Source organism: Citroniella saccharovorans (genome assembly GCF_035481615.1).
Classification (GTDB): Bacteria; Bacillota; Clostridia; order Tissierellales; family Peptoniphilaceae; genus Citroniella; species Citroniella saccharovorans.
In genome coordinates this window covers 798,549-813,472 of sequence record NZ_JAYKOT010000003.1, presented here as the reverse complement: position 1 = coordinate 813,472, position 14,924 = coordinate 798,549, and the positions used below count along the sequence as shown (strand labels likewise).

Below are 14,924 nucleotides of genomic sequence, written 5' to 3'. Positions count from 1 at the left end.
TATTATATTTAATGGTATAGAATGTGTAAAAAGTGAAATTAAAAGAATTAGAGATTTAGGTAGAGAAGCCAAAGAAAAAGATAAGAACACATTAAATGTTTTAGAAGTTTATGAAGAAATGCACTCCAGAGGACTTAGATTCTCAAAAGTGAATTTTGAAAAATCACTAGCTAATAAATTTACATTAGATGAAAACAAAAATATTATCCCTCCATTTTCAGCTTTAGAATTTGTAACTGAAACAATGGCAGAAGATATTTATAATGCGTGTAAAAATAATAAATTTATATCGGTTGAAGATTTCACAAAGTTAACAAAAGTAAATAAAAATGCTCTAGAATCTATAAGACAATATGGCTTACTAGATTCAATGCAAGAAAAAAATCAACTTGATTTATTTTCTATGTTTTAATTTGAATTTAGATTCAAAGTATGTTATAATTTAAATAAAGAAGGAGTGGGACTAATCCCACTCCAATTTATTTATTAATATGGAGGTAAAGGTGAAAAAAGGAAATATATCAAAACTATTATCAAAAGATTTTGAAAAAATTGTAACTGGTTTAGGTTATGAATATGTTGACACAGAGTTTGTTAAAGATTATGGCTCAAATGTTTTAAGAGTTTTAGTTTATAAAAAAGGAGGTATTATAGCAGAGGATTGCAAAAAAATTTCTTTAGAAATTAGTAAATTTTTAGATAAAAAAGATCCTATTAAATACCCATATATGTTAGAAGTTTCTTCACCAGGCTTAAGTAGACCTCTATATAATGATAAGGACTTAAATAGAAATATAGGTAATGAAATTGAAGTTAAAACTTATAAGACTATAAATGGAGTCAAGAATTTTATTGGGATTCTTGAATCGTTTGATAATGATTTTTTAATGATGAATTCAAATGGAGAAAAGATAAAAATAAAAAGGGAAGATATTTCAAAATCACTTCCTTATGTAAGGATGGGTAAATTAGATGAATAAAGAATTTATTCTAGCTATTGATCAGATAGTAAAAAGTAAAGGTATTTCAAAGGAAAGTATATTAGATGCCTTAGAGAAAGCTCTTATTAAAAGCTATGAAAAGAACTTTCAAAATAATGACAATGTAAAAGTTGATATTAATAGTGAAACAGGGGAGATTAAGGTATTCTCTTTAAAAACTGTGTCAGATGAAGCTTTGGATACTGTAGAAAATATAAGTTTAGAAGAAGCTAAAAAAATTGATCCAAATTTTCAAATAGGTGATATAGTTCAAGTTGAAATAACACCTAAAAACTTTGGTAGAATTGCAGCTCAAACTGCAAGAAATATTATTTTACAGAAAATTAAAGATCTTGAGAAGGACAAAATATATGATGAATTTGCTGATAGAGAAAAGGAATTAATTACTGGAGTTATTCAAAGAATTGATAATGGATTTTTATTTATTGATTTAGGGAAAATAGAAGGTATGTGTCCACCCCAGCAACAAATTCCTGGAGAAGAATATAAAATTGGTGATAGAAAGAAATTTTTTATAGAAGAGGTAAAGAATACTAGTAAGGGCACACAGGTAATACTTTCAAGGTCTTCAAGTGGCTTAGTTGTAAGACTATTTGAGCTAGAAGTTCCTGAAATTAATGAAGGTGTTGTTGAAATTTATTCTATATCTAGAGAAGCTGGATCTAGAACAAAGATTTCTGTATTTACTAATAATCCTGATGTTGATCCTGTTGGGGCATGCGTTGGTTACAAGGGAGCAAGAGTAAAAACAATTGTTGACGAATTAAATGAAGAAAAAATAGATATAATTGTTTGGAATAATGATCCTAGAATTTTTATTGCAAATAGCCTGTCTCCTTCAGAGGTAAATTTTGTTTTAGTTAATAAAAAAGAAAATGTTGCATTAGCTGTAGTACCTGACAATCAGCTATCTTTAGCAATTGGGAAAGAGGGTCAGAATGTTAGGCTTGCTGCAAGATTAACAAGTTGGAAAATTGATATAAAAGGTCATGAAAAATATAATGAACTTTTAGAAAATAATGAGATTGATCCTATATTTTTATCTAGCTTAGATGATATTGATGGGAATGAAAAAACTTTAATCGAAGAAAATCAGAATATTTCTGTTAATTTAGATGATTCAGTAGATAATTCTAAATATAGTGATGATAATAATTCTGATGAACTTGTAGAAGAAACAGCTTTTGATTCAGAGTTTAAAGATAATAGAGAAATCTAAAAATTTATAGTTATGGTAGAAAAGAAATTAAAAAAAATTCCACAGAGAAAATGCATTTCATGTGGTTTAAAAAAGGATAAAAATAATTTATTAAGAATAGTAAGAAATGATTGTGGTATTTCACTTGATCTTTCAGGAAAGATGAATGGTAGAGGAGCTTATATTTGCAAGGATAGTAAATGTATAAATGATGCAATCAAAAAAAATAAGCTCTCTAATATTTTAAAGACTGATATACCAAATTCTTTATTAGAGGAGATAAAATTATATGTGTTAGATGGCTAAAAGGAGGTAACTCATGGAAAAAATTAGAGTATATGAACTTGCAAAAGAATTAAAGATGACTAGTAAAGAGCTAGTAGCAAAGCTTAAAGATCTCGATGTAGGTATAAAGTCACATATGTCTATACTTTCAGGCGAAACTCTTGAGACTGTAAAAAATCTATTTAATGAGGAGAGAGAAGTCAAGAATAGTATAAAAAAGGAAAAACATAGTACTAATTCGAAAGACAAAGTTATAAGAAAACAAATGACAGTAAAAAACGATATACTAGAAAATGATGAAATTGAAGTATTTTTAGATGATGAAGAAAATTTAAAGAAAGAAAAATTTTATAAAAAGAAAAAAATAGATTCTGAATTTAAGAAAAAACCTTCAAATTCTCATAAGAAAAAAAATAAAGATAAACAAAAACAAGATAATAATATAAATAATGACGAGAAAAAGAATGAAGTTAAGTCAATAGAAATTGAGAAATCAATATTGGTTAGAGATTTAGCTGATAAAATGAAAATAAATACTACAGAGTTAATTTCTAAACTTATAACTCTAGGAGTTATGGCTAATCAAAACCAAGAGCTTGATTTTGATACTGCTTTACTAATAGCAGATGAATTTGGATTTAATGTAAAGTTAAAAGAAACTAATGTAATAGATAATAACTTAGAATCGTTAGATTATGAAGATAAGGAAGAAGATTTAATTCCAAGACCACCTGTTGTTACAGTAATGGGACACGTAGATCATGGTAAAACCTCTACTCTAGATGCTATTAGAAACACAAGAGTAACTAAATCTGAAGCTGGTGGAATTACTCAACATATTGGTGCATCTACTATAAATATTAATGGTCAAAAAGTTGTATTTTTAGATACTCCTGGTCATGAAGCTTTTACTGCAATGAGGGCAAGAGGTGCTAATATTACCGATATTACAGTTTTAGTTGTTGCTGCTGATGATGGAATAATGCCTCAAACAGTTGAAGCAATTAATCATTCTAAAAACGCTGGGGTAGAAATAATAGTTGCTATTAATAAAATGGATAAAGAAGGTGCTAATCCAGATCGCATCAAACAAGAATTAACAGAGTATGGGTTAGTTCCAGAAGATTGGGGCGGAGATACAATAACTGTCCCTATTTCAGCTAAGAAAAATGAAGGAATAGATGAATTACTTGAAATGATATTAATGGTAGCTGAAATGCAAGAATACAAGGCAAATCCTAACAGAAAAGCTGTTGGTACTATTATTGAAGCTAAGTTGGATAAGGGAAAGGGACCTGTTGCAACAGTGTTAGTACAAAAAGGAACTTTAAAATTTGGAGATGCAGTTGTTTCTGGATGCGTTAGTGGAAAGATTAGAGCTATGTTTGATGATAAGGGTAAAAGTGTAAAAAAAGCAAAGCCATCAATTCCAGTTCAAATTTTAGGACTGTCAGATGTTCCAGAATCTGGCGATAAGATATATGTAGTAGATGATGAAAAAATAGCTAGAAACATTGCTCAAAAAGAACAAGATAAAGCTAAAGAAGAGAAAGTAAAAAAACAAGAAAATCTTTCCTTAGATGCTCTATTTGATTCTATTAAAGATGGATCTGTAAAAGATTTAAATTTAGTGATTAAGACCGATGTTAAAGGTACAATAGATGCTGTTGCAAACTCCCTTCTAAAACTTTCTAATGAAGAAGTAAAGGTTAACATCATCCATTCTGGTGTTGGTGGAATTTCTGAATCTGATGTACTACTTGCATCCACTTCAAATGCCATTATAATTGGATTTAATGTTAGACCTGGAGTAGTTGCTGAAAAAGCAGCAAAAGATCAAGGAGTGGAGATTAAAACTTATAGAGTTATTTATGATGCAATTGATGATATTAAAAACGCTATAAATGGTATGCTAAAACCAGTTTATACTGAAGAAGTTATTGGAAGAATTGATGTAAGAGCTGTATTCAAGGTTCCTGGTGTTGGGAATGTTGCTGGTGTCTACGTTACAAGCGGGAAAGTTACAAGAAGCAGTAAAGTAAGACTCCTTAGAAATGATATTGTAATCACAGAAGGCGATATATCTTCTTTAAAAAGATTTAAGGATGATGTAAAAGAACTTAATCAAGGATATGAAGGTGGACTCGGTATAGAAAACTATAATGATATCAAAGAAGGTGACATTATAGAAGCATACGTTATGAAGGAAGTTAAAAGAGATGAATAATAGAAGAATACAGAGAATTTCTCAAGAAATTAAAAAAATTATTTCCAATCTACTAATTGATGGAATTAAAGATCCTAGAATTTCTAAAATGACAAGTATTACTTCTGTAAAGGTTTCAAATGATTTATCATATGCAGATATATATATTTCTGTTCTAGGGAGAGAATCAGAAAAAGAAGAATCTCTCGATGGATTAAAGAAAGCTAAAGGCTATATAAAAAAAGAAATTGGAAGCAAAATAGACTTAAGACATGTACCTGAGCTTAGATTTCACTTAGATGACACCTTAGATCATGGAATGAAAATTGATGAAATCCTAAGACAAATCAAGGAGGAAAATCTTGACTAATCTTAATGATTTTTCAAATAAACTTAAGGAAGAAATTTTAAAAGCAAAAAGCATAGCTATAATATCCCATTATCTACCAGATGGTGATGCCATAGGTTCAACTCTTACAATGTATGGTGCTGTTAGAAAATTAAATAATGCTGTAACAGCTTTAAGAAGTGATACAATACCTACATTTTTAAAGTTCTTACCTTTGATTGATGATTTAATACTATATGATGAAAAAAGTAAATTTGATTTAGCTATTATATTAGACTGTGGAGATGAAGATAGGCTTGGATCGAAAAAATCAATTATAAAAAATTCCAAAACAAGCTTTCTTATTGATCACCATAACAATAATCCTTTATTTGCAAATTATAACTATGTTGATAACAAAGCATCTTCAACATGTGAATTGGTTTTTGATATTGTTAAACTGATGGGTGTTAGTTTTTGTAAAGATATGGCATTTAGCTGTTTAACAGGCATATTAACAGATACAAATAGATTTATGTATGAAAATTCATCATCTTCAACTTTATTAAAAGCTGCAGAATTAATTGATACAGGTTTAGATAAAGATTATTTGATTAGAAATCTTTATCAAAAAACAAGTAAACAGTCATTTTTAATCAATAAAATATTAGTAGAGAATACAGAATTTTTCTTTGATGGGAAGTTTGCATTTTCATATATTTCTAATGAAGATTTAAATAAAGTTGGCGCTACAAGGGACGATTTAGATGATAAAATCAGCTTAATTAGAGATATTGAAGGCGTTGAGATTGCAATACTAGTTGAAGATAGATTTGATGAATTAAAAGTTGGATTAAGAAGCAAAGAGTATGTTAATGTTTCAGAATTAGCAAGACGATTTGGTGGGGGAGGACATAATAAAGCTTCTGGCTTTTATTATAAGTCCTCAATTATAGATCTAAAAAAAGATCTTATGAAAGAAATAGAAATAATCTTAAATGAAAATAAATAGTGGATTAATAATATTAGATAAACCAAAAGGTATTAGCTCTTCTAAAGCAATATCTATTTTAAGAAAAACATTAAATTTAAAAAAAATGGGTCATGGCGGAACACTTGATCCTGATGTTACAGGTGTTTTGCCTATTTTTTTAGCTAAGAGCACAAGACTAATAGAATATTTTGATAGTTTTCCAAAAATATATAAAGTAGAGGCTACTTTGGGTATTAAAACTGATACTCTTGATAATTCTGGTAAAATTATAAAAACTTCCGATAAAATTCCTACTATTTTGGAATTTGAAAATACAATAGATTCTTTTATTGGAGATATATATCAAACTCCTCCAATGCATTCAGCCATTCATTACAATGGAAGAAGATTATATGAATTAGCAAGAGAAGGACTAACAGTTGAAAGAAAACAAAGAAAACAAACTATATTTTGGATAAAAAACTTTTTTTATAAATATCCATTATTTTCATTTGAAGTATCTTGTTCAAGAGGAACTTATATTAGAACATTAATTGATGATATAGGTGAAAATCTTAAATGCTTTGCTTCTATGACAAAACTAATTAGATTAAATACTTGTAATATGCCACTTGAAAATTCATATAGTATTGAAGATATAGAAAAGTTAGTTGATAAAAAAGATTATAGTTTTATCACGGATCCCACACAATATTTAACTAATATTAACAAATTAGAATTAGACTTTAAATTTAAAGATGATATAATTTGCGGAAGAGAGATTCCTTTGAAAAATATTAATAATGGCTTATATAAATTATTTATAGATAATATTTTTTTTGGAATAGCTAAGGTAAACAATAATAATCTAAAAATAGAAAAAATGCTATATTCGGAGTAATTATGAAAATAATTGATCTTAACTTAAACAACTTGGATAATAAAGAAGAAAATATTATTGTATTGGGAAACTTTGATGGTTTTCATATGGGTCATCTTTCTTTAATAAAGAAAGCTCTAATGCTCGAAAAAGAAACTGGATACCTAACTTCATGTCTTTTATTTAAAGAACATTCTAATAAATTAATAAATAGTGATAATAATTTTAAGTTTTTAATGTCTAATCAAGATAAAATTCAAATGTTGGATGAACTTCATATTAAAATTGCTTTTTTAATATCTTTTGATGAAAATTTCATGAAATTATCAAAAGAAAATTTTGTAGGTAATTTTCTTCATAAAAAATTAGGAGTTAAATCCATTGTTGTTGGAGAAGACTATACTTTTGCCTATAAATCAAGTGGAACATCGAAAGATCTTCAAGAGATTGGAGATAAATGTAATATTAAAACATATATTGCCAAAGATGTATTATTTAATGGTACTAAAGTTTCTTCAAGCTTGATTCGAGAAAAAATAAAAACAGGAGATATTAAATCAGCAAACGAGCTTTTAACAAGGCCATATTTTATAAAAGGGAAAGTTGTTCATGGTAAAGCTAGGGGAAAAAAATTAGGATTTCCAACTGCTAATATTGAAATAAACGAGAATTATTTAATAGCTAAAGATGGAGTTTATACTACAATTATAGAATTTGGACAAAAAAAATATCTTTCTATGACTAGCATAGGCTTTAATCCAACTTTTAACGGAAACAGAATCACAATAGAAAGTCATATTTTAGATTTCAATGAAGATATTTATAACACAGAAGTTAAATTATATTTTCTACAAAGGTTAAGAAGCAATATAAAGTTTAATAAAATTCAAAGTTTAATTGATCAAATGAAGAAGGACTTAATAGAAACTAAAAAAATTGGTAAACTTTACAAGTTTTAAATTTTATGCTATACTTTAAGAGTTAAATTACGGTTGCAATGTTAATGGATATTGACTTAACATTAGCAATACGCTTATAGGAGGAAAAATAATGATTACTAAAGAACAAAAAGAACAAATTATTAAAGAATATCAGCTAAAAGAAGGAGATACTGGCTCTCCTGAAGTTCAAATTGCTATTTTGAGTTTCAGAATTGCACAGCTAACTGAACATTTAAAGTTTCATAAAGCTGACCACCATTCAAGAAGAGGTATGTTTAAACTAATTGGACAAAGAAAGGGTCTTCTTAAATATCTAGAGTCAAAAGATATCGAAAGATATAGAAGTTTAATAAAAAAATTAAATATAAGAGGAAACTAGAGCGGCGCGGTTATTGTCCGCTCTTGTTTTTAAATAGGAGGAAAATATGATAAAAGAATTTAAATATGATCTCCAAGGAAAAGAGCTAAAAATTACGATAGGAAAAGTTGCAGAACAGGCAAATGGAGCTTGTTTAGTTCAAATGGAAGATACAGTTTTATTAGTAACTGCAACAGCTTCAGATATGCCAAGAGAAGGAGTTGATTTTTTTCCTTTATCTTGCGATTTTGAAGAAAAACTATATTCAGTAGGTAAAATCCCAGGAGGATTTATTAAAAGAGAAGGTAGACCAAGTGAAAAAGCAGTGCTCATCTCTAGATTAATTGATAGACCCCTTAGGCCACTTTTTCCTGAAGACTATAGAAACGATGTGCAAGTAATTGCATCAGCACTTTCTTATGACAATGAAAACTCTATTGAAATGCTTGCAATGATAGGTTCTTCTATTAGTTTATCAATTTCTGATATTCCTTTCATGGGACCAACAGCTGCTGTCGTAGTAGCTTATGTTGATGGGAAATATATTATAAATCCAAATTCTGAACAGCAAAGTAAGTCTAAACTAAACTTAACAGTTGCGGGGACAAAAGAATCTATTATGATGATTGAATCTGGTTCAAATATTTTATCTGAAGATGAAATAATTGATGGAATTCTTTTTGCCCACGAAGAAATTAAGTCAATTTGTGATTTTATTAGTGAAATTCAAAATGAAGTTGGGTTAGAAAAAGTCGATTATGAAAAACCTAACTATAATCAAAATATAGTTAAAGAAATTGAAGATTTTTCTTACGATAAACTAAACACTATACTTAGAGATAGCAACAAGGTTACTAGAGAAGAAAATCAAAAATATTTTGAAGATACTACACTAGAACATTTTCTAGAAATTTATCCAGACGATGAAGAAACTATAAGATATGCAATTGAAAAAATAACAAAATATTTAGTTAGAAGAATGATTGCAGTAGAAAAGATAAGACCAGATGGTAGAAAACTAGATGAAATAAGAAAACTATCAGCTGAAGTAGGAGTATTACCTAGGACACATGGTTCTGGATTATTTACTAGAGGTCAAACTCAAGTGTTATCGTTAACTACACTAGGAGCACCTAGTGAGGTTCAAACATTAGATGGTTTAACAGAAGATGAAAAAAGGTATATGCACCAATATAATTTTCCACCATATTCTGTAGGTGATACAAAACCCCTAAGAAGTCCTGGTAGAAGAGAAATTGGTCATGGTGCACTTGCAGAAAGAGCACTACTTCCAGTAATTCCTGAAGAATCAGATTTTCCATATACAATTAGAGTTGTATCTGAAGTACTAAGCTCAAATGGATCAAGTTCTCAAGCATCTGTTTGTGGTTCAACTTTATCTTTACTAGATGCTGGAGTTCCTCTTAAAGATAGTGTTGCAGGAATTGCTATGGGACTAATTCAAGATGAAAATACAAAAGATTATACAATTTTAACTGATATTCAAGGATTAGAAGACCATTTAGGAGACATGGATTTTAAAGTTGCTGGAACAAAAGATGGTATTACCGCTATTCAAATGGATATTAAAATTGATGGTGTAAGTAAAGAAATACTAACTGAAGCACTTGACAGAGCTAAATCTGCCAGACTACAAATTTTAGATGTTATGAATAATTGTATAGATAAGCCAAGAGAAAATATTTCTAAATATGCTCCAAGAATATTCAGTTTTAATATTAACCCTGATAAAATTAGAGAAATTATAGGACCAGGTGGAAAGGTAATAAATAAAATTATTGATGAAACCGGAGTAAAAATAGATACCTATGATGACGGAAGAGTTGTTGTTACCTCAGATAATCAAGAAAATGGCGAAAAAGCTCTACAAATGATAGAGGATATAGTAAAAGAAGTAGAAGTAGGAGAAACTTATCTTGGAAAAGTTACTAAAATAATGAATTTTGGAGCCTTTGTTGAAGTGCTAAATGGGAAAGAAGGCTTAGTTCATATTTCTCAAATTTCTAATGAAAGAGTAAATAAAGTAGAGGATGTTTTAAAAGTTGGTGATGAAATTTTAGTTAAAGTTACTGAAATCGACAAACAAGGTAGAATCAACCTATCTAGAAAAGCACTTCTCAATGAAAAAAATTTTAATAATAAATAGCATGAACTTTTTGTTTATGCTTTTCTTTATATGGAGGATTTTATGAAAATAAACATAGTAAACAAATCTAATAATCCATTACCAAAATACGAAACATCTGGTGCAAGTGGATTAGATTTAAAAGCATTTATTTCAAGCGATATTATTATGAAGCCATTAGAAAGAAAAATTATACCTACAGGTTTATATATTTCAATGCCTAATGGTATTGAAGCTCAGATACGCTCAAGAAGTGGTTTATCTTATAAAAAAGGATTGACAATGGCTAATGGGATAGGAACTATAGATAGTGATTATAGAGGCGAACTTAAAGTCTTATTAGTAAACCTATCAACAGAGGATCAGATAATTAAAAATGGAGATAGAATTGCTCAGTTAGTTTTTTGCAAAATAGAAAGTGCCCAACTTAAAGAGGTAGAATTTTTAGATGATACAAAAAGAAGTGAAGGTGGATTTGGCCATACTGGGATTTAATAAAGAGGATATTTTATGAGAAGAAAAGTTAAAAGAAAAAAAAGGAAAATAATTTAGATTATTTCTTCAATTTAAATAGCGTACTTATTGGTATTTGCATAATTCTATCTATTCTTTATCTAAGTGTAATTACTGGAAAATTGGGTTTAGTAGGTGATTTATTAAGTTCTTTCAGTTTTAAAATAGTTGGAATTGGATCTTATTTTATTCCGCTTACTTTAATTATTCATATTATTTTTTATATGACAGGTTTTAGTAAGAAAATAAAACTAAGTAATTTTGTTTATTTCTACGTATTAGAAATTTTATTTTTAATGATTGTTGACATAAATACAAATACAATTGTTGACTTTTCATTAAGAATTGACAAAGCTATTAAATTAGCTAATATAAGATCAGGTTCAGGAATTATATTCTCAGCTTTATCTTGGATTATAGTTAAAAGCATTGGAAGACTCGGCTTATATATAGTTAGTGTTATTGTATTATTTTTTGCAAGTTTGTCATTTATTAATCTTAATACAAAAGATTTTTTTAGAATTTTTGTAAGTGGCATAAAAAAATTATTCTCTAGTTTAAAAGATCGATTGATTAGTAAAGATAAAAAAAATGATTTTAATGATAATACTTTAGTGGAAATAGCTAAAGATGAAAAGATAATTGATGATGATTATTTTGAACCTATTTTTACTGAATCTAATAAAGATATAGAAATTCATGATCATAACAAGAATAAAAACCTCATAGACAAAATTGATGATCAATTTGTAATTTCTGATACAATAGATAAAAATAAAGATAATTTTATAAAATATAAGTTTCCACCAATAGAGTTACTAAAAGATCCTGAAATAAAGAAAGATAATTCTTATGTTTCTGAAATTAAAAAAAATGCAAAATCAATAGAAGATACACTTAAAAGTTTTAAAATAAATGCAAAAGTTACTGCTGTAAATAGAGGACCTAGCGTTACTTGTTATGAACTTGAACCGCAAGGTGGAGTAAAGGTTTCCAGCATAGTTAATTTACAAGATAATTTAGCTTTAAGTTTAGCTAGTTCGGGAATCAGGATAGAAGCTCCAATCCCTGAAAAATCAGTTGTTGGAATAGAGGTTCCTAATAAGATAAAAGATTTTGTTGCTATAAAAGAAATTTTATCATCAAAAGCCTTTTTAGAAAGTAACTCAAAATTACCTTTTGCATTAGGAAAAGATATTGCTGGTAATGCTGTAGTATCTTCAATAGATAAAATGCCTCATCTATTGATTGCTGGAGCAACTGGGTCAGGAAAATCTGTATGTATTAATACTCTTATAACATCAATATTATTTAAATCTCATCCTGATGAAGTTAAGCTTATTTTAATTGACCCAAAAGTTGTTGAGCTTAACATTTATAATGCTATTCCACATTTGGTAATACCTGTTGTTACAAATCCCAAAAAAGCTTCAGCTGCACTAGCATGGGCGGTAAGCGAAATGGAACGTAGATATAAAATTTTTTCTGAACATGGTGTTAGGGATATAACTTCATACAAGGATAAGTATAGTGAAGGGGAAGAAGAAAAATTACCATATATAGTTATAATAATTGATGAATTAGCTGATCTAATGATGGTAGCTGCACAAGAAGTAGAAGATTATATTGCTAGACTTGCACAAATGGCAAGAGCTTGTGGAATTCATTTAGTAGTTGCAACACAAAGGCCATCAGTAGATGTTATTACTGGTACTATTAAGTCAAATATTCCATCTCGAATTTCTTTTCAAGTTTCATCACAAATTGATTCTAGAACTATTTTAGATATGTCAGGAGCTGAAAAATTACTTGGAAAGGGAGATATGTTGTTTTATCCAGCATCTTTCATGAAACCTGTTAGAATACAAGGAGCTTATATTAGTGAAAAAGAAGTAGAAAACTTGGTTTCTTTTATTAAAGATAATTCACAAAGCTCATATAATAAAGAAGTAATTCAAAAAATTGAGTGTCAAGAAACTGAAAATAAAAAATTAGAAGAACATGATGAACTTTTAGAAGAAGCTATTGATTTAGTTATTGGAGAAGGTCAAGCATCAGTTTCATATATACAGAGAAAGCTAAAAGTAGGTTATGCTCGTGCTGGCAGAATCGTAGATGAAATGGAAGAAATGAATGTAGTAGGGCCATATGAAGGCAGTAAACCAAGAAAAGTTCTTACAACAATTAACCCATTTAGAGAGGAAGATGTTAAAAATGAACACAGCTAATAAAATAACAATATTTAGAATTTTACTTGTACCAATTTTTATTATTTGCTTTGAAAAATTATTTCCTAGCTCAATTATTCCTCTTATAATATTTATTATTGGAGCTTTCAGTGATTTTTTAGATGGCTTTATTGCCAGAAAATATAATCAGGTTACAACATTTGGTAAGTTTTTGGATCCAATTGCTGACAAAATACTTGCAATTAGCGCTTTTATATTATTTTTAGAGCAAGGAATAGTACCAGCTTGGACTATCATTGTTATCATTTTTAGGGAATTATTAGTTTCTGCACTAAGAATGATTGCATCATCAAATAATATAAATATAGCTGCTTCATATTTTGGAAAATTTAAGACTGTAACACAGTTTATAGCAATAATATTAATTATGTTAAACAAGACACCAGAAACAGTTAATATTGGTGTATATTATCTTTCAGTAGCTTTAACGGGTATATCTGGTTTAGATTATATATATAAAAATAAAGAAGTTTTAGATTTAAAAAATATATAATTGACATAATAAATTAAGTATAATAAAATATAAACAGAACATAAGTTTTATATCATATTTTAGGAGGAGTTATGAATAATATTGATGACAAGGAAAAGCAAAAAGCACTTGCTTTAGCTTTTGCTAAAATCGAAAAAGATTTTGGGAAAGGTGCTGTTATGAGACTTGGAGATGCACCTAAATTAAACATAGATGCTATCTCAACAGGTGCAATAAATCTTGATATTGCTTTGGGAATTGGTGGAATACCTAAAGGTAGAATCATAGAGATTTTTGGACCTGAATCTTCAGGTAAAACAACTATTGCGCTACACATAATAGCAGAAGCACAAAAGAAAAATGGAACTTGTGCTTTTATAGATGCTGAACATGCTTTAGATGCTATTTATGCAAAAGCACTTGGTGTAGATATCGATAATTTAATTCTTGCTCAACCTGATACTGGAGAACAAGCTCTTGAAATAACAGAATCTCTTGTTAGAAGTAATGCCGTAGACTTAATAGTAGTTGATTCTGTAGCTGCATTAGTTCCAAGAGCCGAAATTGAAGGTGGTATGGGAGATTCTCATGTTGGTTTACTTGCTAGGTTAATGTCTCAAGCTCTTAGAAAACTTGCTGGAATTATCAATAAAACAAATGCAACAGTAATATTTATTAACCAATTAAGAGAAAAAATTGGTATAATGTTTGGTAATCCTGAAACTACAACAGGTGGGAGAGCTTTAAAATTTTATTCCTCAGTAAGACTTGATATAAGAAAAATCGATACAATTAAGCAAGGAGAAAACTTTATTGGAAATAGAACAAGAGTTAAAATTGTAAAAAATAAAGTTGCCCCACCATTTAAGCAAGTTGAATTTGATATTATGTATGGGGAAGGCATTTCTAAATCTGGAGTATTATTAGATACTGCAGTTGATTTTGATATTATTAATAAAGCAGGTTCTTGGTATAGTTATAACGGTGAAAAACTAGGTCAAGGTAGAGAGAACGTAAAAAAATATATTGAAGATAATGAAGATTTTTTCAATGAGATAGATAAAAAAGTTAGACAAAAAGCAAATTTTTCTAATGAAAGTACTGATAATTCTAAAGAAATTGAAAAAGAAGATATAGAAAAATAATATAACTTATAGAAATTTACTAATGAGAGTTTAGTATTTAGGACAATCTAGTACCAATATTAAACTCTTTTATATTGCCTTATTATAAATTAATTTGAAAATAGTTAATTAATCTAAAATATTAAAATTGCTTCTTTAATAAAGATTATTTTAATTATCATATGTATAATTTATATAATATATGTTAACTTTATGTTTTTATATGTTGATTTATTAAATGATTGATTTT

The 14,924-nt window shown here is 28.3% G+C and carries 15 protein-coding genes; all 15 read left to right on the top strand.

Annotation, left to right across the window (positions count from 1 at the left end; translation table 11 throughout):
• Positions 1-118: 118 nt before the first annotated feature.
• The 15 genes from VLK81_RS06355 to recA all read left to right on the top strand — a co-directional run bounded on the left by VLK81_RS06355 (position 119) and on the right by recA (position 14,695).
• Positions 119-412, top strand: coding sequence for a helix-hairpin-helix domain-containing protein (locus tag VLK81_RS06355; protein ID WP_324619814.1), 294 nt, complete (start codon positions 119-121; stop codon positions 410-412).
• 91 nt (positions 413-503) lie between these two features.
• The gene (locus VLK81_RS06350; RefSeq protein WP_324619813.1) at positions 504-980 is read left to right on the top strand and encodes a ribosome maturation factor RimP; all 477 of its coding nucleotides are present in this window, start codon (positions 504-506) and stop codon (positions 978-980) included.
• Positions 973-2,220 (top strand): transcription termination factor NusA, encoded by a 1,248-nt coding sequence (gene nusA, locus VLK81_RS06345; RefSeq protein WP_324619812.1) that lies wholly within the window; start codon positions 973-975, stop codon positions 2,218-2,220. Before VLK81_RS06350 ends, nusA begins: the two co-directional genes overlap by 8 nt.
• A gap of 12 nt (positions 2,221-2,232) precedes the next feature.
• Complete coding sequence (gene rnpM, locus VLK81_RS06340; protein WP_324619811.1) at positions 2,233-2,505, top strand: RNase P modulator RnpM; 273 nt, start codon at positions 2,233-2,235, stop codon at positions 2,503-2,505.
• Between the two features lie 13 nt (positions 2,506-2,518).
• Positions 2,519-4,711 (top strand): translation initiation factor IF-2, encoded by a 2,193-nt coding sequence (gene infB, locus VLK81_RS06335; protein ID WP_324619810.1) that lies wholly within the window; start codon positions 2,519-2,521, stop codon positions 4,709-4,711.
• Positions 4,704-5,060 carry a 30S ribosome-binding factor RbfA gene (rbfA, locus tag VLK81_RS06330; protein WP_324619809.1) on the top strand — a complete coding sequence of 119 codons (357 nt, stop codon included), beginning with the start codon at positions 4,704-4,706 and terminating at the stop codon, positions 5,058-5,060. The genes infB and rbfA overlap by 8 nt, the downstream gene beginning before the upstream one ends.
• Entirely contained in the window at positions 5,053-6,030 is a 978-nt protein-coding gene (locus VLK81_RS06325) for a DHH family phosphoesterase (RefSeq protein ID WP_324619808.1), read from the top strand. The genes rbfA and VLK81_RS06325 overlap by 8 nt, the downstream gene beginning before the upstream one ends.
• The gene (gene truB, locus VLK81_RS06320) at positions 6,017-6,892 is read left to right on the top strand and encodes a tRNA pseudouridine(55) synthase TruB (protein WP_324619807.1); all 876 of its coding nucleotides are present in this window, start codon (positions 6,017-6,019) and stop codon (positions 6,890-6,892) included. The genes VLK81_RS06325 and truB overlap by 14 nt, the downstream gene beginning before the upstream one ends.
• Positions 6,893-6,894: 2 nt before the next feature.
• Entirely contained in the window at positions 6,895-7,830 is a 936-nt protein-coding gene (locus tag VLK81_RS06315; RefSeq protein ID WP_324619806.1) for a bifunctional riboflavin kinase/FAD synthetase, read from the top strand.
• Between the two features lie 91 nt (positions 7,831-7,921).
• Entirely contained in the window at positions 7,922-8,191 is a 270-nt protein-coding gene (rpsO, locus tag VLK81_RS06310) for a 30S ribosomal protein S15 (RefSeq protein WP_324619805.1), read from the top strand.
• Between the two features lie 46 nt (positions 8,192-8,237).
• Complete coding sequence (locus VLK81_RS06305; RefSeq protein ID WP_324619804.1) at positions 8,238-10,337, top strand: polyribonucleotide nucleotidyltransferase; 2,100 nt, start codon at positions 8,238-8,240, stop codon at positions 10,335-10,337.
• Between the two features lie 42 nt (positions 10,338-10,379).
• Entirely contained in the window at positions 10,380-10,811 is a 432-nt protein-coding gene (gene dut, locus VLK81_RS06300; RefSeq protein WP_324619803.1) for a dUTP diphosphatase, read from the top strand.
• Between the two features lie 242 nt (positions 10,812-11,053).
• Positions 11,054-13,057: a DNA translocase FtsK gene (locus VLK81_RS06295; RefSeq protein ID WP_324619802.1), complete on the top strand. Its 2,004-nt coding sequence runs from the start codon at positions 11,054-11,056 to the stop codon at positions 13,055-13,057.
• Positions 13,044-13,571 (top strand): CDP-diacylglycerol--glycerol-3-phosphate 3-phosphatidyltransferase, encoded by a 528-nt coding sequence (gene pgsA, locus VLK81_RS06290; protein ID WP_324619801.1) that lies wholly within the window; start codon positions 13,044-13,046, stop codon positions 13,569-13,571. The genes VLK81_RS06295 and pgsA overlap by 14 nt, the downstream gene beginning before the upstream one ends.
• Before the next feature lie 71 nt (positions 13,572-13,642).
• Entirely contained in the window at positions 13,643-14,695 is a 1,053-nt protein-coding gene (recA, locus tag VLK81_RS06285; RefSeq protein WP_324619800.1) for a recombinase RecA, read from the top strand.
• Positions 14,696-14,924: the final 229 nt, after the last annotated feature.

Bases quoted from the DNA above. Each gene is read 5' to 3' on its own strand.
- VLK81_RS06355 (WP_324619814.1), top strand. From the start codon at position 119: ATGCACTCCAGAGGACTTAGATTCTCAAAAGTGAATTTTGAAAAATCA.
- nusA (WP_324619812.1), top strand. From the start codon at position 973: ATGAATAAAGAATTTATTCTAGCTATTGATCAGATAGTAAAAAGTAAA.
- rnpM (WP_324619811.1), top strand. From the start codon at position 2,233: ATGGTAGAAAAGAAATTAAAAAAAATTCCACAGAGAAAATGCATTTCA.
- infB (WP_324619810.1), top strand. From the start codon at position 2,519: ATGGAAAAAATTAGAGTATATGAACTTGCAAAAGAATTAAAGATGACT.
- rbfA (WP_324619809.1), top strand. From the start codon at position 4,704: ATGAATAATAGAAGAATACAGAGAATTTCTCAAGAAATTAAAAAAATT.
- truB (WP_324619807.1), top strand. From the start codon at position 6,017: ATGAAAATAAATAGTGGATTAATAATATTAGATAAACCAAAAGGTATT.
- VLK81_RS06315 (WP_324619806.1), top strand. From the start codon at position 6,895: ATGAAAATAATTGATCTTAACTTAAACAACTTGGATAATAAAGAAGAA.
- rpsO (WP_324619805.1), top strand. From the start codon at position 7,922: ATGATTACTAAAGAACAAAAAGAACAAATTATTAAAGAATATCAGCTA.
- VLK81_RS06305 (WP_324619804.1), top strand. From the start codon at position 8,238: ATGATAAAAGAATTTAAATATGATCTCCAAGGAAAAGAGCTAAAAATT.
- dut (WP_324619803.1), top strand. From the start codon at position 10,380: ATGAAAATAAACATAGTAAACAAATCTAATAATCCATTACCAAAATAC.
- VLK81_RS06295 (WP_324619802.1), top strand. From the start codon at position 11,054: ATGACAGGTTTTAGTAAGAAAATAAAACTAAGTAATTTTGTTTATTTC.
- pgsA (WP_324619801.1), top strand. From the start codon at position 13,044: ATGAACACAGCTAATAAAATAACAATATTTAGAATTTTACTTGTACCA.
- recA (WP_324619800.1), top strand. From the start codon at position 13,643: ATGAATAATATTGATGACAAGGAAAAGCAAAAAGCACTTGCTTTAGCT.